This is a genomic window from Rhizobium sp. BK376 (assembly GCF_004341625.1).
GTDB lineage: Bacteria > Pseudomonadota > Alphaproteobacteria > Rhizobiales > Rhizobiaceae > Rhizobium.
Window position 1 is genome coordinate 132,212 of the sequence record NZ_SLZG01000015.1, and the last position, 19,753, is coordinate 151,964.

General features: G+C 58.6%; 16 protein-coding genes and 2 pseudogenes. 7 read left to right on the forward strand and 11 right to left on the reverse strand.

The window, feature by feature from the left end:
• The first annotated feature begins 29 nt into the window (after positions 1–29).
• From EV561_RS26590 to EV561_RS26600, 3 genes are read left to right on the forward strand one after another with little or no spacing between them, the layout of a single operon-like run.
• Positions 30–962 (forward strand): DUF692 domain-containing protein, encoded by a 933-nt coding sequence (locus tag EV561_RS26590; RefSeq protein WP_207910598.1) that lies wholly within the window; start codon positions 30–32, stop codon positions 960–962.
• Entirely contained in the window at positions 949–1,749 is an 801-nt protein-coding gene (locus EV561_RS26595; RefSeq protein WP_132526149.1) for a DNA-binding domain-containing protein, read from the forward strand. Before EV561_RS26590 ends, EV561_RS26595 begins: the two co-directional genes overlap by 14 nt.
• Positions 1,746–2,255 (forward strand): DoxX family protein, encoded by a 510-nt coding sequence (locus EV561_RS26600; RefSeq protein ID WP_132526151.1) that lies wholly within the window; start codon positions 1,746–1,748, stop codon positions 2,253–2,255. The genes EV561_RS26595 and EV561_RS26600 overlap by 4 nt, the downstream gene beginning before the upstream one ends.
• 642 nt (positions 2,256–2,897) lie before the next feature.
• Here EV561_RS26600 and EV561_RS26605 read toward each other — a convergent pair.
• Both EV561_RS26605 and EV561_RS26610 read right to left on the reverse strand, forming a co-directional pair.
• The gene (locus EV561_RS26605; RefSeq protein ID WP_132526153.1) at positions 2,898–3,101 is read right to left on the reverse strand and encodes a cold-shock protein; all 204 of its coding nucleotides are present in this window, start codon (positions 3,099–3,101) and stop codon (positions 2,898–2,900) included.
• A gap of 282 nt (positions 3,102–3,383) precedes the next feature.
• The gene (locus EV561_RS26610) at positions 3,384–3,674 is read right to left on the reverse strand and encodes a hypothetical protein (RefSeq protein ID WP_132526155.1); all 291 of its coding nucleotides are present in this window, start codon (positions 3,672–3,674) and stop codon (positions 3,384–3,386) included.
• A gap of 777 nt (positions 3,675–4,451) precedes the next feature.
• Between EV561_RS26610 and EV561_RS26615 the strand changes: the two genes are divergently transcribed.
• Complete coding sequence (locus EV561_RS26615; protein WP_132526157.1) at positions 4,452–5,678, forward strand: amidohydrolase family protein; 1,227 nt, start codon at positions 4,452–4,454, stop codon at positions 5,676–5,678.
• 350 nt (positions 5,679–6,028) lie between these two features.
• On the opposite strand, the gene EV561_RS26620 is transcribed toward EV561_RS26615, so the two are convergent.
• The 6 genes and pseudogenes from EV561_RS26620 to EV561_RS26650 all read right to left on the reverse strand — a co-directional run bounded on the left by EV561_RS26620 (position 6,029) and on the right by EV561_RS26650 (position 12,226).
• Positions 6,029–6,682, reverse strand: a complete 654-nt coding sequence (locus EV561_RS26620) for a CDP-alcohol phosphatidyltransferase family protein (protein WP_132526159.1) — start codon at positions 6,680–6,682, stop codon at positions 6,029–6,031.
• Positions 6,669–7,073, reverse strand: coding sequence for a hypothetical protein (locus EV561_RS26625; protein ID WP_132526161.1), 405 nt, complete (start codon positions 7,071–7,073; stop codon positions 6,669–6,671). Before EV561_RS26625 ends, EV561_RS26620 begins: the two co-directional genes overlap by 14 nt.
• Positions 7,070–8,020 carry a phosphatidate cytidylyltransferase gene (locus tag EV561_RS26630; protein WP_132526163.1) on the reverse strand — a complete coding sequence of 317 codons (951 nt, stop codon included), beginning with the start codon at positions 8,018–8,020 and terminating at the stop codon, positions 7,070–7,072. Before EV561_RS26630 ends, EV561_RS26625 begins: the two co-directional genes overlap by 4 nt.
• The gene (locus EV561_RS26635) at positions 8,017–8,661 is read right to left on the reverse strand and encodes a lysophospholipid acyltransferase family protein (RefSeq protein ID WP_132526165.1); all 645 of its coding nucleotides are present in this window, start codon (positions 8,659–8,661) and stop codon (positions 8,017–8,019) included. Before EV561_RS26635 ends, EV561_RS26630 begins: the two co-directional genes overlap by 4 nt.
• 350 nt (positions 8,662–9,011) lie before the next feature.
• A pseudogene (locus tag EV561_RS26640) lies at positions 9,012–9,155 on the reverse strand (DUF1007 family protein); the annotation flags it as partial.
• Between the two features lie 713 nt (positions 9,156–9,868).
• Positions 9,869–12,226 (reverse strand): hypothetical protein, encoded by a 2,358-nt coding sequence (locus tag EV561_RS26650; RefSeq protein WP_207910601.1) that lies wholly within the window; start codon positions 12,224–12,226, stop codon positions 9,869–9,871.
• A 245-nt stretch (positions 12,227–12,471) separates the two neighbouring features.
• Between EV561_RS26650 and EV561_RS26655 the strand changes: the two genes are divergently transcribed.
• The 3 genes and pseudogenes from EV561_RS26655 (at position 12,472) to EV561_RS26665 (ending at position 15,298) form a co-directional block, all read left to right on the forward strand.
• Entirely contained in the window at positions 12,472–12,786 is a 315-nt protein-coding gene (locus EV561_RS26655; protein WP_132526171.1) for a helix-turn-helix domain-containing protein, read from the forward strand.
• Between the two features lie 22 nt (positions 12,787–12,808).
• Positions 12,809–14,032 (forward strand): HipA domain-containing protein, encoded by a 1,224-nt coding sequence (locus EV561_RS26660; protein WP_165927921.1) that lies wholly within the window; start codon positions 12,809–12,811, stop codon positions 14,030–14,032.
• Between the two features lie 794 nt (positions 14,033–14,826).
• Positions 14,827–15,298 (forward strand): annotated as a pseudogene (locus EV561_RS26665) (metal-dependent phosphohydrolase).
• A gap of 247 nt (positions 15,299–15,545) precedes the next feature.
• On the opposite strand, the gene EV561_RS26670 reads toward EV561_RS26665, so the two are convergent.
• The 3 genes from EV561_RS26670 to EV561_RS26680 all read right to left on the reverse strand — a co-directional run bounded on the left by EV561_RS26670 (position 15,546) and on the right by EV561_RS26680 (position 19,515).
• The gene (locus EV561_RS26670) at positions 15,546–16,358 is read right to left on the reverse strand and encodes a transporter (RefSeq protein ID WP_132526175.1); all 813 of its coding nucleotides are present in this window, start codon (positions 16,356–16,358) and stop codon (positions 15,546–15,548) included.
• A 241-nt stretch (positions 16,359–16,599) separates the two neighbouring features.
• Positions 16,600–17,556 carry a formylglycine-generating enzyme family protein gene (locus tag EV561_RS26675; protein ID WP_132526177.1) on the reverse strand — a complete coding sequence of 319 codons (957 nt, stop codon included), beginning with the start codon at positions 17,554–17,556 and terminating at the stop codon, positions 16,600–16,602.
• 174 nt (positions 17,557–17,730) lie between these two features.
• Positions 17,731–19,515 carry a tetratricopeptide repeat protein gene (locus EV561_RS26680; RefSeq protein ID WP_165927922.1) on the reverse strand — a complete coding sequence of 595 codons (1,785 nt, stop codon included), beginning with the start codon at positions 19,513–19,515 and terminating at the stop codon, positions 17,731–17,733.
• Positions 19,516–19,753 lie beyond the last annotated feature (238 nt).

Sequence of the window (19,753 nt, forward strand, 5' to 3'; positions counted from 1 at the left end):
GCCGACAGAATGGAAAGCGGAGAAGGACGATGAAACATACCCCCACTGCCATGCCCGCGTCACCAAAAGCGGCACTTCCTCTCCGCTTTCCGACCCACCCGATCGCGGGTCTGGCGGGGACAAGCTTCAAGCGCGAACATTTGCCGGCGATCGTCGCCGATAGCCCGCAGAGAGGCTTCTTCGAGGTCCACGCCGAAAACTATATGGGCGCCGGCGGACCGCCACTGCGCGCGCTCGAACAGATTCGCCGGGACAATCCAGTGTCCCTTCATGGCGTATGCATGTCGATCGGCGGGCCTCAACCTCTCGACAAGGCCCATCTCGAGCGCTTTCGTTTGCTCGTCGAGCGCTACGAGCCGGCCCTTGTCTCAGAGCACCTTGCCTGGTCGACCCACCAGACGACCTATTTAAACGATCTTCTTCCTCTTCCTTATACGCCCGAGAGCCTGGCGCGGGTTTGCGAGCATATCGACGAGGTGCAGGACGCGATCGGCCGCCCGATCCTTCTCGAAAATCCGTCCACCTACGTACTCTTTAGGGAATCGACGATAAGCGAGATCGATTTCATCCGCTCGATCGTCCGGCGCACTGGTTGCGGGCTGTTGCTCGACGTCAACAATGTTTTTGTCTCCGCGACGAACCACGGCTTTTCGGCACTGGACTATCTTTACGATTTTCCGCTTGCTGCAGTCGGCGAGATCCACCTCGCAGGGCACGCCGGGCAATCCGATGATGAAGGCGATCTGCTTTTGATCGACAGTCACGATGGACCGGTCGCCGACGCTGTTTGGAAACTCTATGAGATCGTCATCAGCCGTGGCGGCCCGATCCCGACGTTGATCGAATGGGACAGCAATATACCAGATTGGCCGATACTTCGTGGCGAGGCAATGGCTGCCCAGGCAATCCTGGATCGCTTCCGTTCCATCGCATTGCCGGATCGCGGCCATGCCGCAGCTTGATCTCGTTTCCGAACGCGCGAAACCACTCGCCTACGCGGAGGAGTTTGCGCCAGCCCTGACGAACCCCGACATCGAAACGCCTAACGGCGTTACAGGCCCTAACGGCAAACAGGCGACCAAGCGTTTCAACGTCTATCGAAATAATGTCACGGTGAGCCTTATCGATGCGCTTGCCGGAATTTTCCCGGCAGTTCGTCGGTTGACTGGCGACGAATTCTTCCGCGCCATGGCGCGCTTTCATCTACGCGCCACCCCACCGACTTCGCCGCTTCTTTTCGAATACGGCCACGACTTCCCAGACTTCATCGCGCAATACGAATACGCGCAGTCCGTGCCTTGGCTTGCCGATGTTGCAAGGATCGAACGCGCATGGCTGGACGCCTATCATGCCGCAGACGTCGCGCCACTGGCTGGTGAAGCACTAGCCACAGTACCTCCGGAGCGCCTCGCTGATCTGGTGTTCGAACCGCACCCTGCAACGAGGATCGTGTGTTCTGAATATCCAGCCCTGACCATTTTTGCGGCCAATCGCAACGAAGATCCTGTCGCCACAATCGAAACCGACGATGCGGAGGATGCACTGATCACGCGGCCCGACATGGAAGTGATTGTCCGTCACCTGCCGGAGGGAAGCGCGGTCTTTCTGCTACAACTTATTGCTGGCGAACCACTCGGTGTCGCTGCGGCCAAGGCAGTCGATACCTGCTCTTCTTTCGACATTTCGGCAAGCGTTGCGGCGATGATCGAAGCCGGGGTGTTCATGTCCACAAATCTAGGAGACCCATGATGTCGATGATCACACAACAGCCTTCCTTCAAGGACAAGCTTCAGCCGATCGTTTCCCTTGTTGAGACCGCTAAGAAACTTGTCATGACGGTCGCTCACCCCGCCTTCGTCCAGGCCGTCATGCGATTGGCGCTTGCGGTTCCGTTCTGGAAATCCGGCATTTTGAAATGGGACGGGTTCCTGCAATTGAACGACACGGCAGTGACTCTGTTTACCGACGAATTCATGCTGCATCTGCCGGGTGGGCCTTATCCCTATCCAGCCCCGGTCACCATGGCGTTCCTGTCCGGCTCGGCGGAAATCACCTTTCCGATCCTGCTGGTGCTGGGGCTTGCCACCCGGTTTGCAGCAACCGGCTTGTTGTTCATGACGCTGATCGTCGAACTCACTGTCCCGGAGGGCTGGCCGATCCATATCACATGGGCAGCTATGGCGCTTTCCCTCATGGCCTGGGGACCGGGAAAACTGTCGGTCGATCATCTCCTGACAAAATTCTACAGGACGTAGGATGGATCAAGATCGTTCAGGGTCAAATTTGTTCGACCACCAGTTGCAAAGTAGCCTCGCGCATTAGGGTTTTTATCTATCAGATAGTTAGGCCCTTGAAGCAAACCGTACAGCGAGCGAAAGTCGAAAAGTATCTTGGTCGCGGATCGTGAAATATGACGCGCTTAGATTATTGATAACGAAGATGTCAGTTGCAAAATGCAATGTGTGCGGGATTATCCTGCGCCTTCAACCTTCTCCTTGGCCGTCATGGAACCTATAGCCCTTCCTGCTTATCCCTCTCGAGTTCGCTCGATGCTGCATCTGCTTTGCCTGGCCTTGATCGGGTTGTTCTGACAAGCACCCAGACAGCCCATGGTTTCTATCGATCGGTCGGATATGTCGATATCGGCGTGCCAGAGCTGTGGGGCCAATTGCCCGGGTATCCCATGGCCAAGGACTTGGCGTGACACAGGCTTGGCCGATCACGTATTCAATCTCTGAGGATAGCATTGGAGCTGGCAAACGTCCCTTTTTGGCGATACGACCTATTGAAAAGACCGACCAGGGAGATCTTTAACAACCGCGCTCTGCCATGGCGCAGGCAGCGCTCCGCTCCTGATGGGATATCAAGAGCTACGCTGTGAGCTGTTGGAATTACGATCAGAGAACGGAGACGTTTTCAGCCTTCGATTTACCAGTCTTACGATCCTGCCCGACTTCGAAGCTTACCTTATCGCCTTCCCGCAGCGAACCGCCGCGCTGCAATGCGGAAGCGTGAACGAATACGTCCTGTCCGCCGTTCTCGGGCGTGATGAAGCCGAAGCCCTTGTCGTCATTGAAGAATTTTACGATACCTGTTGGCATGAGAGACTGCTTTCTGTGCGGTTCGGCGAAATTGCAAAACGGACCCTATCGCGGTCTACCTTTTCCATCAATCGACAAGACGAATTTCTCGCGGAAACAACGCCTCTGGCCATGCGTGATCACCAAGAGCGGAATTGAAAGCTGACCTTGCAGCGGGAGCAGCGGATGTGGCGCACAGCCTGCGCGAGCACTATAACGAGTGCCATCGTTGGCAAAGGTTTCATAGCATACGTCCAGAGTTTCGGTTTGCCGCTGTGAACTTCACAAGTGGCTCGGCCGCATCTAAGCGGCGATCGGCTCGTCGAAGGCTTTCAAACGTTGTGCCGTGGCATTAGACAGCTCCGCCCAGATCTGTCCGAGCTGCGCGGCCACGGTAGTAAACGACAACGGCGCGCCCTCGGCCACAATACTTGCCTGGATCATGTCGAGCTTGAAACGAGTTGACGTTATTTCGGTCAGCAGGCGTCTGCATTGGTCGAAAGACAGAGCAGGGTGAGACAAGATACGGGGCACCGATTGAACCGCGCGCCTGGCTGTATCTGCCTGTCTCGTTAGTATATTGTTCCAGTCCATCTTTTCCCTCCCGTGCACGACAACAGCATTGAACGACAGGACCGCAGACGCGGTCAATATTGGTGTGAGCAATTCCCCCTGCGATGTGAAGCCAGTCACCGATGACGCTCGGGTTAGGTCGAAAGCAGCGCGCATTGACGGACCTCGTTAACGCTTGTTTTCGCGCAGTGAGCCGGCTGTGCCCCTTTCCTCAATCGCCCATAAGTATGAAACCGCACTAGGCGGCTGGGGCGAGGCGAGATATCGCGGCCAGTTCGCATCCATCCTTTCAAATCCCCTATTGCTTAGGTCTCCCTTATCGAGCAGATGAGCACAGGTGTATGCGAGCACCCCGATAAGACCGGAGTGCCGATCCGTTACGATTGTTGCATGGGGACAGGAGCATCGGTAGAGCCAGATGGGCTCGAACCGGAAGCCAGTTCATCCGGAACAGGGCCGCGTGCGAGCCGTTTTGTATCATTTTCCTGGACCAGGTCAGGCGTCAGGAGGAGCCGCTGCAATTGGTTTTTTGAAAGAGAGGGAGCAAACACGCGCATAGTAAGGAACTCCGCCAATCGTTCGCGGATCGTTATGGGAATCCGCATTGAGCTCAAGCTCGGGGGTTGATTTTCCACGGCCTTTTTGTGCGTCGCGGCCGTTCGGCTCAATTTTAATCGCAGCCTGGTGCATAGGAGGCATCAAAGATGCGTGGGACTTGGACGCGGGTAGTGGTTCCGCGCAAGATCCGGCATATCCTGATGGCGCAGTTCGCTCGTTCGTATGAGTCGGGGACCCACCATGCTTGATCTTGTTATCGGAAATGTGCGCATTGCAGATAGGCAGTATCTCGTCGACATCGGCCTGAGCGGCGGGCGGATTGCGGCAATTGAACCGCACATCGCCGCCGATGCGCCGCGCCACGACATGTGCGGCCATTTCGCGTTCGGCGGCTTCGTCGAAAGCCACATCCATCTCGACAAGGCCTGCATTCTGGACCGATGCATGATCTGCGAGGGCACGCTTCAGGAAGCGGTCCGTGAAACGGCGAAAGCCAAGTCAGGCTTTACGACTGAGGACGTCTATGCTCGCGCCGCCCGCGTCGTCGAAAAAGCCATCGTCAACGGCACGATTGCAATGCGAACCTTTGTCGAGATCGATCCGCGCGCCGGCTTTCGATCCTTCGACGCGATCCGCCAGATCAAAAAGGAATACTCCTGGGCGATCGACATTCAGATCTGCGCCTTTGCTCAGGAAGGATTGAACAACGAACCGGAGACCGCCGAGATGCTCGGCAAAGCACTCCTGTCAGGCGCGGATCTGATCGGCGGCTGCCCATATACCGACCCCGATCCTGATCAACACATTCGCTGGATCTTCGATCTCGCGGAACGACATGACGTCGACATCGACTTTCATCTCGACTTCGATCTCGATCCGGAGAATTCGGCAATTCCCTTGGTGATCGCCGAAACGCGACGCCGCAGCTACGGCGGACGCGTTTCGATCGGGCATGTGACGAAGCTGTCCGCGATGCCGCGGACTGCGGTCGAGGCGATTGCCGACCAGCTTCGCGAGACCGGTATTGCGATAACTGTTCTGCCGGCCACGGATATGTTTCTGCTCGGCCGAGGAAGGGACCATCTCATTCCGCGCGGGATTGCGCCGGCTATGCTTCTGGCAGATAGGGGCGTTACGGTTACCGCTGCAACCAATAATGTTCTCAATCCCTTTACGCCCTACGGAGATGCCTCTCTCGGTCGCATGGCCAATCTCTTTGCAAATGCCGCACAACTTTCTACGGATGAGGACCTGACCGTCGCTTTTGATATGGTCACGAGAAGCGCGGCGCGTCTTCTGCGGCGCGATCATGGACTGAAGCCGGGAAGCCCGGCGGACATCGTTATTCTCGATACGGACAACGCCTGTTCCGCGATCCGCGAAATCAGCCTCCCCCTGGCCGGCTGGAAGAACGGGCGACAGACCTTTTCAAGGCCCAAACCCAGCCTTATGCGACCGGCTCTATAGTGCCGCCAGGCAAATTACGACATCTCGTTTGCCGGGATCGCTTCCCATCGGAAAAACTTACACTCGTCGTGAAGCGCCTCAATTAGTTGGGCCTGCCGGCCGATCCTCTCGTCGGCAACCCATGGTTCGGCAGCCATTCGGTTCGGCTAAGGTGATTCTCGTCGTCGATCAGGACAAGCTGTGTCGGAGACGCTCATCTTCGGGGAACGTTTGTCCGCTGTTCCGATATCGGCATTGTGGCGTTAACGCGCGTGAGAACCTCGCTTCAGCTGCCGGAGCTGCCGAGCGACGCATGAAGTTGCAATGACATTCCGTCAGGCGCCGGCGGCGAACCGAACCGACCTGACGCCCTACCGGGCGAGACCGTTCGATTTCTTCAGCTGCCTGACGAGATTGTGGCCGCGGCGCAGCGCCGTGAGGAATGCGCCGAGGGCGACGATCCACAATGCTGCAGTCAACAGAAGACTCGTGCCTTGCAAAACCGCTTCTGCCGCTCCAAGCAAAGCGGCAACGGTCATCACAGCCATCCGGTGCTGCTTTGCCATCGGACCTCCGAAGTCGCTGGGATTGCCGGTTGCGCGACCCAGTTCGCGCACATAGGCCGTCAGGACTGCGAATACCGCTGCCGCCCAGCCAAGTCCCGGGTTGGCGATGCCGTACCCGGCTCCGGCAAAGATGAGAATATCGGCGATGCGGTCCGGGAATTCGTTCCAGAACGGCCCGTCGGCTTCTCCCTTGCCCCCCTCCACAGCCACCATGCCGTCGAGCAGGTTGCAGAGCAGCCGCAACTGGCAAAACAGCGCTGCCGCGATCAGCAAAACAGCGCGTCCGCCGCCAATGGTTCCGTCCGAGAGCCAGAAGGCGGCACCGGCAAGCGCTGCCATGACCATGCTCATCTGCGAAATACTGTTCGGCGTGACGGACACCTCCGTCATCCGCCTGGCCAGCACTTGAGCCCAACGCGTATTGCGGCTCGCCAGGGGCCGCCTGTCACCCGTTTCCATGCCGACCTCGTCCTCCCCTGACAATGGAATAGTTGTAAATCGCCGCGTAGCTGCTCGAAACCATCAACGGCACGGCGATCGTCCTGAGAATTTCCGGCGTGCCGCTGAGTAGGTGAATGGTCGACAGGAGGGCGGTCGAAGCGAGACAGGCGATCAGAGGTGGAGCCCAGAGCCGGGCGCGTTCGGGTAGGCAGCTCGCCAAGGCCTCGACGGCCTTCTTCAGGCAAAGGGTGAGACATGCGGAAAGCATGCCCTGCACGACGCCGGCGACTAGCGGCTTCGGCATTGGATAATTGCGGTTGGCGAAAACGGCCCAGCTGCCCATCGCGAAGAAAGCCACCAGCACATGCACGACGCTGCTGCCTGCCAGCGATTTCAGCAGGGTTCTCATGTCAGCGACCACCAGTAACGGACGAGATGAAAAAAGACCGGTGCCGAAAAGAGGACGGAGTCGAGACGATCGATCAGACCGCCATGCCCCTCGATCAGCTGGCCCCAATCCTTGACGCCGCGATCGCGCTTGATCGCCGACATGACGAGGCCGCCAAAGAATCCCATCAGGGTGATGACGAAGGCAAGCGCGCCAGCCTGTAACGGCGTGAAGGGCGTGATCCACCACAGCGCCGCGCCGATCAGCGTGGCACTCGCGACACCGCCGATAAAGCCTTCCACCGTTTTCGACGGCGACAGCCTCGGTGCGATCTTGTGGCGCCCAAGCAGCTTGCCCCAGACATATTGCAGAACATCGCTAAGCTGCACGACGATGACAAGGAATGCGATCAGCAGGACGTTGCGATCTTCATAGCCGGGGATCGTCAGAGTCAGCAGCGCTGGAACGTGCGAAGCACAGAAAACGCAGATCATCAACGCCCATTGAACCTCGGCGATACGGATCAGGAAGCGTTCGGTGTCTCCGCGCAGCACGGCTATGATCGGCATGAACAGGAAGGCGTAGACCGGAATGAAGATGGAAAAAATGCCGTATTGTTTTTCCCAAAGCAGCCCGTACTGAATGGGCAGCACCACGAAGAAAGCGGCTGCCAGGGCCCAATGGTCGGCACGTCTGGTATTGGTCAGCGTGACGAATTCCCGAAGGGCTGCAAAGGAGCAGAAGGCAAAAAGTAGCAGCACGCCAATCCGCCCGGCCATGAAGGCGATGCCGATCAGGATCACCATCACCCACCATGCCTTGATGCGGGCGTTCAGATTTTCGATGGCGGCGTTCGTGCCATCGGGCGATAGCCGCTTTTGCAGGACATAGCCGACAACCGACGCGACGCCGAGTAAGGCGAAAATTCCAAGCACCAGATCGATCAGCTCATTGCTCGCCGCGCTCATTCACCGTTCCCCGGCGGCTTCGGCGAAAGAGTTAGCAATGCCGCCCCGGCACGCATGAGAAATGCTGCCTTGTCTTCGCCAGCGCCAATGCGCAGCGCCTCGCCGAATGTCACGGTACAGATGAGCGGGATGGGCACGATTTCGCCCTTCGGCAGAACGCGATTGAGATTGTTGATCCAGACCGGAACCAGATCGATATCAGGCCGTGCTTGAGCGAGATGAAAGAGACCGCTCTTGAACGGCTGCAACGGCGCCTCGGTGAGATTGCGGGTGCCTTCGGGAAAGAGGATCAGCGAGGAACCGGCGTCGAGCGCGGCGGTCATCTGTGCGATCGGGTCCTCGCTGCGCTTTTCCCTGTCGCGCTCGATCAATACGGCGTTGAAGATGTCGCGGCCAATGAAGGCGTTCAATCGGGATTTCAACCAGTAGTCCGCGCCAGCCACCGGACGCGTGCGCCGCCGCAGGCGTGGCGGCAGAACCGTCCAGATCAGAATGAAATCGCCATGGCTGGAATGATTGGCAAAATAGACGACACGGCGGGAAGCAACGCCGCTCTCGGGCCAGACTGCTCTGACCGCGGTAATGGCGCGCGCAAACAAGACGATCATCACCGAGACTGGACTAGCCAGCAGCCTCACCATCGATTTGCCCATTGTTCCGTGCAGGTCGCTCCCCCAAGGCCTTGTCCGATGGACAATAGGCGCGTCCGGCGGCGCCCGATAGTCCGTCCGGGAAGTCATCAACAGCCGCGGAGTGTCTCGCTAAGGATTTCCCGTCTTTTGCTCTTCTGCGACCAGCTGGCGAGGAGGTCATCGCTCGGGGTTTGAGCTTGCGGTCTCGGTTTCGATGAAGATGCAGGAACGATCGGCGGTCTGCTCCCAGAGGGAAGACGACGCTCGCCCTCCTGCTGACCGCAAGGACAATGATGTTATATCGACCGCAACGAGCCTGCCGCAGGATGGCAAGCTCGGCGATTACATCACCCGAGTGACTTGTCGAAGTCGTGGATGACGGACGAGGAGAAGACCTCGTCGAAGCGCCAGACGTCGCGAACCTCGCCCGGCGCGCCGTTGGCGTCAGCGACAGCTTCAAATTGCGCATCGACGAAGACGTGCCGAGACCTGCCGCGATAGATAACGTCCTCGGGCGGGGTGCGGTGCTTTGATACCGCTCTTCCGAATCCCTTAAGTTGGGATTGCCACTCTGAGGCCAGAACGCATCCTTCTTCACGCCACAAGTTCGCGGGTCGACGGATCAGATCCCTTCAAGAGCCTTGGCGAGATCGCCGGGCGCCTCGATATGCAAGAGCGAGCAGGAGGATTGTATTTGCGCTGCGCGTACTCATACTCCGAGATAGCTTGATATCGTGTTCAACCCGCTTGTTGGGATAATTCTGCGCGACGCACATTGAAACTGAAAAGCACGGCGAAATGTCGTGCCAAATCGCGTCCATTGACGAAGAAAATCAGTACAGAGGGACTCTGTTATACAAGATCTTTGAGATCGGCACGATTGCAGGTCCTAGCGTTGATTCAGTACGTGATCAGTTTCAAGCCATATGCGACATGACGGATGCAGGAGGAATGGTCCGTCATGGAATAATTATGTTAGGCTACCACAACAGAGCTTTCGGCGGGGACGTGTTACGTGTCGACGGGGAAATAATCGGCGAGTGGTCTTCAGATGATGAAGAGTGGGGCCACTTCACCCAAAGCGATGCCACTGAGGTCACACTCAGTGCACCATCGCCCTGGATGCTTCACGACTCGATCTCAGATTGGATGAGTCGCGATAATGGCACCAACGAAGTCACTTGAACCTAGCTCATCTAGCAGAGTTGTCGAATTTTTATGCTGCTTCCCAAACCTGATTCAGAATCTTGGCCGCCAATGCCGCCTTGTCCTGCGGTAGAAACCGACCATAGTGTTGCTGCACGACATCCGGCGTATCTTGGATGGCATAACTTGCCTGCTCGTAAGACCCGGTCTGCTTGAGGATATGGGTCGCCAGAATATCCCGCAGATTGTGCGGCCCATGCGGCAGTAGGCCCTTGATGGCGCCGCGACCGGTGTAGGGATTATAGATCCCGTATCGTTGGATCACTGTACGCCATGCCTCGTAGAATTTTGTCGAGTCGTAGGCAGCGTCGATGCTGGTGGTCTTCACCGTCTTAACGAACAGCGTACCGGGGTCCTTGGCGCTGCCGAGCAACACGCCGCGATGCTTGTCGATATAGGCTTCGAGGTATTTGTAGAGATCCAGCAGGTCCGGCAGGATCAGCCTGAACGGCTTCTGGCCGAAGAACGACGACTCGGAATTTTTGAAGGCGACCGACGGGATCAGCACTTCCCAGCCACCGTCGCGATCGCTCCAGCGCAATTCTCCGCATTTCAGGTCCTCAAGTCGGCGCTCCGATGTGGCGAAATGACCGCGCGGGCAGACTCGAAGCTGGCGCAGGTTTTTCTGACGAAGCCCGAGATGCAAGCCCAGGCGCAAGAGGAGGAAGGATCGGACGGCTTCGGCTGCCGGCCGCGGATAGCGATCCTCGTCCGGCATGCGTTTCCGGATCTCGTCGGTGATCTTGCGATATTCGGCGAGGGGACTGTCTGCCTTGAGGATGCACATGATCGGCTCGAACGGATCACGGTGAACGCGCATGACGCGCTGAATTTCCTTTGATCGGTTCGCCGCGTGCCGATGAAACGCGTCGCAGGCGCCGTTCCAGTCGCGGTTCGCGAACTCAATTTCCTCCGGTGCGATAAGCCCTTCGATCGGTCGAACATTCTTCAGGAGCTCCGGATGCTGGCGTATCCAGCCCACCTCCGCGCGGGTGAGAGCTTGGGCGACCATCAACATCTCCTCCTCCCATTTGGTATAGAAGCCGCGCCGCTGTTCACGCCATTGCAGGTACCAATCCCAGACGCCTGGGAAAACCAGGAGGCCAAAGATCAACTGGCTTAGCGGAACGCCGCGACCTTTGACGATGCCGGCTGGGGAAGCTGCCAGCGCGCCGAACATCAAGCCAAGATGTTCGATCCTCTGGGACGCGGTTTCCTCTCCCCAGACCCCGTTTCGCTGAAAACCGATCGCCGTCAGCGTCGAGGTCTTGAAACGAATGAGGTCCGCCATTTCCATGGCGAGCCGCGGTGGCGCGTCGACAACTCCGGACAGAAGGTCAGGATCGTCGAGCTCTTCGGCAACGTTCTGGTTCGCGTCGACGGCCGATTTCAGAGATCGGGGCGACAGCGAGCCGCTGCCATAAGTGACCCCGGGGAAGCGGATCGCATAACGATGCTTGCTGGCTGCAGCCTGATAACGGCGATATTCGGTCGAGCCGGAAATGATCACCCGGCACACCCAGTCGAGGATCTCTTCTCGCTTTGTGAAGGGCAGGCTGCTGAAATCATCTGGGAGATGTAATGAAATGCGCCGCCGCTCGGCGGGACTGATATCGCCGAGATCGTGCCCATAGAGCGACCGGGCCTGGTTTGGAAGTTTCGCTTTGAAGTATCCTTCCGACAGTCGATAGCGTGTTTCGATCCGCCGCAGGATGTCGAAGCTCGCAACCGACCGCGGCACGCGCTCGCCCTGGATCCAGGACAGAAGCGTCTTGCTGTCGAATGTCTCGGTCAGGCGAACAACAGCGCGATAAAGCTGCCAATAGCTGTCGCCAAACCGACGCATATGATAGATGAGCGCATCCTGAAAATTCGCCGGATCGTCCGTAGCTTCGAACAGCGCGTCCGGAAACGAGCTGATCGACTTCGGCGCCGGACCGCGTGATGAAGACGTGTCACACGCGAAAGCTCCGTCGGCCGCAGCGCGCTGCGGTTTTCTGGTCGAGGAAGTTGCCGCCGAATATTTGACCGCCTCAACCTTGCTTGCGCGCGTAGGTAGCTTTGTCGGCGGGACGTCTTCTGCGACCGGCGGTGCCTTCAGCCATCTGAGGATCGCATCCAGTGCCGGTCGCAACTGCTTCTTCAGTTCCGCCGTCATTTCGTCTTCGATCCCACAAGCCTCTCCGATCGCCGCCCAGTCGAGACGGCTGTTCAGGATCGGCGGCCGCTTGCGGTAGATAATCAGGCTGACCAGGTAGGGCCGGATATTCTCCAGCACCCGCTTTGAGGATATTGGTGCGATACGCACATCGCAGAATTCCGAAATTTTTCGCTGAAAATGGCGTGATGAAAGATCGTGTTTGGGCATGCTCATTCCGTTTCTCTCTGGCACCAGTGCCGAGGGCGAGCGGAAATATGAGCCCAGATTTAACAGAGCATGTATCGTAGAGACGATCACCAGAGGGGCCTGAGTGATTTAAACAACACCGTGAATGATATGTAAATGGATCTTATTTTTGAAAATGATCCTCATTTATATCTTTTCATTTTGACTGACAGGGATGATTTTGGTAGGTCTTCCTCGATTCCAGTGAAGAATGACAGGGAGGTATGATGGCACAGTCTCAGTCAGATGCCCTGCTGGATATCGGACAGCTGCTGAAGGCTACTCGTAAGGGCAGGCAATTGACCCAGGAGCAAGTCGCCGACATCGCCGGCATATCGCGTCCTCGCTATCGTGAGATCGAGGCCGGAAGCAGTGCGGCTCGCACGACGACGCTGATCAACATTGCCCGAGCTCTCGGGCTTGAACTGATGCTCGTGCCGCAGGCGATGGTGCCTGCTGTAGATGCGTTGCTGCGGCCGCATGACGATCTTGATGATTTCCCGGCATTTGTCGCTCATCCGGACGGTGATCTTGGTGTCTAAGGCTTTTCCTGATCCGAGATTCATGTCGTCGCTTGACGTTATGCTGAACGACGTGAAGGTGGGCACGATCGTTCGGACGCCCGGCGATTTCAACGCCTTCAGCTTCGAGGAAAGCTATCGCACAACAGGCGGCTTTCCCGTTCTCAGCCTGTCTTTTCGCGCAGCCACCGGCGGCTTGCGCAAGGACCCAAAACCTGTTGCCAAGGCCTTGCCGGCTTTTTTCGCAAATCTGCTTCCCGAAGACAAGCTGCGCGAGGCGATGGAAAAACACCACGCCGGTACCGTTCGCGCCGGCAACGATTTCGACCTGCTCGTCGCACTCGGGTCAGATCTGCCGGGTGCCGTCCGCGTCGTGCCGAGCGACGGAACGGTTGCTGGTCTCAACGATCCGCCTGTTCCGAAACCGAAGGCTCGGTTTTCGCTGGCCGGCGTTCAGATGAAGCTCTCGGTCATCAAGAACACCGGGAAAGGTGGTGGGGTGACCCTACCGCTTGGCGATGAGCAAGGTTCGTATATCGCCAAATTTCCGTCGACCTCATTTCCCGGAGTGTCGGAAAACGAATATGCCAATCTCGCTTTGGCCGAAGCGGTCGGCATGGAGGTACCAGAACGAGAACTTGTCGAGCAGTCGGAGTTCGAGGGTATCCCGAAAGAGTTCGAGACGCTGTCGGACGGAAAAGTCCTGCTCGTCAAACGCTTCGATCGCAATCTTGGCGGTGAGCGGATCCATATCGAGGATTTCGCGCAGGTGTTCGGCGTCTATCCTTCTCGCAAATATGAAGGAGCCGCCTATCATGATATCGCTGCGGCACTGAACGTTGCAGTTTCGTCAGACGCCGCGCTCGAGTTCGTCCGCCGACTGGCACTGGCTGCCTTGACCGGCAATGGCGACATGCACCTGAAGAACTGGTCGTTGATCTATCGCCAAGCTGGCGACAAACCGCAACTCGCGCCTGTCTATGATGTGCTCTCGACGATCCCCTACATCCCAGCGGACGCCATGGCGCTGTCGCTTGCAGGCGAGCGGCTCTTCAAGGCAATGAATGCGCAGCGATGGAAAGCCTTCGCCAACCGCGCACGTCTTCCGGAAGCCGCGGTTCTAAAGGCGGTGACCGAAACGATCGAGCGCGTGAACGAGCTCTGGTGGTCGCTGCAGGAGCGCGAGGTCGTTCCGGCAAAGGTTCTCGAGCGGATCGATGCTCATGTGCGGCTGATGATGCCGATCCTTGGCACATGTGCGGACTGAACCCTTTAAGTCCAGCAGGGATGCAGCTCAATCCTAGCCAGTGCAACGGTTTTCCTGTCGCATCTTCACGCGTTGCCAGAGACTGTCGTCAATGATCCTGAGTGAGGGCCGGGTGGGGCTATCGTGGATGTTGTTGCGATTGGACGTGTACCCCCTGCGGAAAGTGCCGCGATCGCGTCTTCCCTGAAATCAGCGTAAACGGTTGCGTTACCGTAACGTACTTCCTCGATGCCGAGGTTTTTGGCAGCCTCTTGGAGAGGGAGGCGGGTGTTTGATAGCAGCGACCGCAACGGAAGAGCTCACGTCCGGCGAGGTGCAGCACCAACTGGCGCGCATCGTCTGCAGTCCCGACTTCAAACTCCCCCGGCGGTCGGTCGATTTTCTCTCCTATGTCGTCAACGAGACTCTTGAGGGCCGATCGACCCGACTGAAGGCCTTCACGATCGCCCTGTCGGTGTTCGGGCGAGACTCGACGTTCGATGCGCAGAATGATCCATGTGTCCGCCTTGACGCTGAACGGATAAGGCGGGCGCTGGAGCGCTACTATCTGATGTCCGGCAGGAACGACCCTGTGATCATCACGATCCCCAAAGGCTCATATGTGGCCGCCTTCCGTCGCAGTCTATCTGGTCCGTCGGAAGTTGCGGGTGCAAGCGATCAAGCGCCCCGTCCGGATGCGTCGATTAAAGGGAGCGCCGCAGAAGGTGCGGACGAACCCGCGAGCGGACGGCCGCAGTCGACGAAATGTTGGTGCGGACGCGTTAACGGGCCGACCGCTCTCGCCTTGAGCGCGCTTGGGGTCGCGACGACGTTTTTCCCACGGGAGGCATCTTCAGCACGCAATCCTCGTCGCGGCGGAAGCCCACGACGGACAACTCGACAAGGCGGGCAATCCGTATTTCGATCACTGCAGACGTGTCGCCGACCTTGTCCTGACAGACGAGGAGAAGATCGTGGCCTATCTCCATGACGTGGTCGAAAAAGGGAAAAGGTTGGGCGCTTGACCGGCTCAAGGAAGAGGGCTTTCCAAAGGCGATCATTGTAGCGGTCGATGCCCTGACAAAGCGATCGGGAGAAGACGAACGTGCCTTTGTCCAGCGAGCCGTTTCAACACCCTTGGCCCGTAAGGTGAAGAAGGCTGACCTCGAAGACAATCTACTTCAGGCCGAGCAAGCGGGCCTTGACACCTCAAAATACGAGGACGGGTTGAGGATGACCGAAGGCCGACTTGGTTCTTGGGGTCTTTCGGTGGGGGCCCGCAAATAGGGCAAGCGCTGTCTATCGTCATGAATAGGTCGCGTCCCAAGGGGCTATCGTCGCCCTCGACGCGGTCGCTTCAGGAAGAGGGAGGGTAGTGGGCTCGTATTCTTTGCCGGTCTCGTTCCGCCGACGCCTCTCTCCAGCACGAGCAACGACACGCCCACTCCTCGTGCACGGCAAGGACGACCAGCCGAAGGACACGGCCCCGCGCTCGTGGCTACAGTCGGAGCAGCCTTTGGAGGTGAATTTTCGCCTATTTCGGAAACAGGAACGTGACTGCCACGCGGACGCCCCAACCATCGGGGCCGCTGTCAGGTGACTGGGCCCAGTAGCGTGCTCCCGCAGTGAGGCTTACAGGTTGCTTGCCAAACTTCACGAGCTTTGAAACCTGAAGGTTGAGAGGAACCGACCAGTCATTGTGTTCCCAGTCGTACGTACTCTCGGTGTTGAGCGTAAACGTCCAGGCGTCGGGCGTGGTATAGGAGACAAAGGGCTGCAGAAATGTGGCGCTTACATCGTCTCTGTCGCGCTGGCCCGCAAACGACCAGATATGGTTCGCGAGCATACCATATGTCCAAGGCCCCTGCTGTTTCAGGGCAACGGCCGTTGGACCGGCACCCCACTTGCCGCTTCCCAACAACTCATCGGTCGCCGTTGGCAACAAGAAAGCCGGCCCTGCACCCCAGATGAGGGCGCCGGAGCCGGGCTGCTTGGGGGAGAAGAACAGACTCTGCGTAGTGTCGCCGAGCCCGAACTGATGCCCCGATGCGCCCGCAATGTCGTTTTGCCAGATGACAGGCGTGATCGTACGGGAAATCAGGTTCCAATCCTCGTTCAAGGAGAACGGGATCACAGGTTGGATGTTCAAGACTTCCCTGTTGCCATCAGCGGGCCCGTAACCGCTGTCGTAGTTGAACTGGAAGGGTACGCTGATCAACGACGCAATGGGGTTGCTCAACTTTTTCGCAAGGTCTGAGCTGGACTCCTGCGCCAATGCGGAATGACCCCAAGAAAAGACAGTCAACGTCGATGCGACCAAGGCGGCCGCTGTTGGTGAAACTCTCATGCCTTCTCCCCTCTGGCATTTCAGTGCAAATTGATTGGCATCGCACGCGATGCGGTCAGTAGCCCGAGCTCGGCCCGCCCGCGTCGAAATTCGCTAAATTGTCCTTTGAGGCTCCCCGCCCTTCGGCTCGATGCGCCGCATCCTTGACTCCACTGCCATGACTAGCGGCGCCTTACCTGATCTGGACCCCGTTCGATGCCGTATCGCAGGACCTGGTATGAATTCGACGGGAGCGGCGAAGTCATGCATGCTTGACGCACCGGAAGCCCACATGACTGGTCGACGTGTCCTCCGGCTCGGCATGCCTCGCCGCCGGGCGATAGCGTCGGCAGTAGTTCGGCGCACAAAGATGCGATCCGCCCTTCAGGACACGCTGCGGTATTCGGATTTCCGGTTGCCGGGGATCGAAGCTCGCTTCTCGGTCGCCACCGCGCGGGTTTTGAGGAATGCAGCACGAATTGGCGGCAGGTTCCGAATGGCCGGCCGACCAGAAGTCGGACGTCCACTCCCAGACGTTGCCGATCATGTCAAGGATGCCATATCCATTCGCAGGGAAGGCGCCGACGGGCGACGTCCTGTCCGCTCCGGCGGATTTGGTGCTTTGCGTAGGAAAGATGCCCTGCCACGTGTTCGCCATGAGCTTTCCATCCGGGCTGAGTTCGTCACCCCATGCAAACTCGGCGTTTTCCAGACCACCACGTGCGGCCAGTTCCCATTCGGCCTCCGTTGGCAAGCTCTTTCCCGCCCATTCCGCATAGGAGCAGGCGTCGCTATAGGCGACATGAACAACCGGATGGTCGAGCTTGCCGCGAATGTCGCTACGACCACCATAAGGATGCCGCCAGTTAGCTCCAAACTTGAACGACCACCATTGACCGATGTCGGGGCCGGCGACCGCCTTCGGTTGGGTGAATACAAGGGATCCGGCCCTGAGCATCGTCGGAATTGCACCGGGGTAGTCGGCAGCATCCGGCGTCCGCTCCGCAACGGTGACATGTCCGGTCGCCTTGACGAAGGCCGCGAACTGGCGGTTGGTCACGGGCGTCGCGTCGATCCAGAAGCCGTCGACCGAGACCGGATGGGCGGGGGCTTCTTCCGGATAGTGCGCGTTCGACCCCATCGTGAAGGTTTGGCCCGGTACCCATACGAGGCCAGCCGTCCCTTCGTCATTCGCATTGGCTGATGTCAGCAATGTCATCCTGAGGTCCTCGCTATGAAAACGCCCGAGGGGAGGAGACGGTCCCGCCTCGCCTGACATGGTCCCCAGGACACAATCTGTCAGAAGACTAATAAAAGTCTAGGTAAATCGTTGCTTCATCGTAACGCATAACTTGTGCTCGCGATGATTGTGCCCACGTCAGTGAGTATGTTCTCAGGGCCGGTTGGCATCGGCCGAGGTCTGGGTGGCGGGCGCCGACCAACCCGCCTTGCGTAGTCCTGCAACAAGGCGGTCGACAATGGATTCGATTGGCTGGTGGCGGCGGTACCCCGCCGCCGGGTCGCGCGCGAGCGACGGCGAACGGGCCGCCATTTCTGCTAGCGCCTGCCGCGCGGCTTCCTTGTTCCCCAATGCTCCCTCAGCGATGGCCACGAAGGACCAGCTCATGCCCGAGCCGTCGGCTGTCGATCGCTCGGCGCTCTCCAAAGCCGCAGGATAGTCGCCTTGAAGGTATGCATAAACAGAAATCAGGTCGAAATACCATCCTGGAGGGTTGACGGTCCGGTCGATGGCACGTTGAAGATAGGGGAGACCCTCCTGCCAGTTGCCACGGGCGGCAAGCCGCCAGCCGAGCTGGGCGAGCGTGTCGGGATCATTGGGATTGAGAGCCAGGGCCTGGCGCTGCAGGCGTTCCGCCTCGTCGTAGTTCCCGGAATAATAGTTGATCGACGACAGAGCCTGCAGTGCAAGAACGCTCTTCGGATTGAGTTCGACGGCGCGCCTGGCAGCGGTGAAGGCTTGCGCAAACTCGCTCTCGAACTTTTCCTTTGGCTCTATTTCGAACCTAACTGCGTCGAGATGCATCCACCCGAGCATGGCCCATCCGGACGCATAGCCGGGATCGCGCTGGATCGCCTCTTGAAGACAGGCTCGCACGGGGCCGTAGAGTTCTGTTTGGAACGTGCGCCTGTATGCATAGGCGCGCAGCATGCAGGCATAACTCGGCATGCTGGGGGACGCGTTCTCGACGAGGCGGTCGGCGGCGTCGCTGTTCACGACGCCGTAGGGTTGTCCAAGGAGAGTTGCAATTCGGCCCGCCAATTCGTCCTGCACGTTGAGCAGCGCGGAGGCCGTCATTGCGCGGTCATAGGTTTCGCTCCACAGAACCTGGCCGCTGCTTGCGTCGATGAGTTGTGCACCGACCCTGACCGTCTCGTTGTTCGAACGCAGGCTGCCCCTTACGACGTAGGCCACGGCAAGTCGCCGGCCGAGATTTGTCGGATCGGCATTTGCGTCCTGAGCGAAGCTTGCGGGCAACGAATAGAGCCTGAGGGTATCGAACCGCATGAGGTTGGTGATCAGTTGCTGTGTCAGCCCGGAGGCAAGGAAACGGTCGTCCTCCCCCGCACTCAGCGCCTCGAAGGGCAGGACGATCATCGTCGGACCGCGGGCCACGGGATCGGGGCCTTGGCCATGGGTCCTGCTCCAAACCCAGGCAGCGGCACCAACACAAGCGAGAAGGATGACGAACGCCACCACGGCATTCCGCCATCCGGGCTGCCATTTTTGCGAGCCGGCATCGCGGGTTTCCGCAGGATCGAACGGTATGGCTGTCGGGTGAATATCCGGCTCCGCCAACCTTGCAGGCGACGCGAGAACCGGTGCGTCGGTCGCTGTGGTCGAATGAACCGAATGCGATCCAGCGCCGCCCTCCGTCCATTCAAACTGACACGCATATCCGCCCCGTGGGATGGAGATGCGGATCCGGTCGCAGCTTCCCGCCCCGGCATAGTAGCAGTCGAGATCGCGCCGAAGACGGCGGGCCTCCAGACGAACCACCGGGTCGGACTGCGGATCAAAGGACTGATCGCGATCGAAAACGGCAAGCGCTATGGTGTAGCCCTTGAGGAGATCCGCCCTTCCGTGCAACGTCTCCTCCACGAGATACCGCAGCAGTAGGCGGCGGCGCGCGCTGGCCTGAAACGTCGGATTCGCCAAGATCCGTTCCATTTGAAATCGACGTTCGCTCGGCGACGGACCGGCAGCCAGCGCTTCTTGCTCGTTTCCAGACTGGATTGGGGTAGATGCCATCGACGACCCCCATTCGATGGTCCGCAGGACACGCTCTTTGGCCTGTCGGTGCGACATCTGCTTACCGTTAGGATGAAACGCTGGGGAGTATGCATCTTTTCCGTGTCCGTTGGTATCGAAATTTCGAAGTAGCTAATGCATAGCC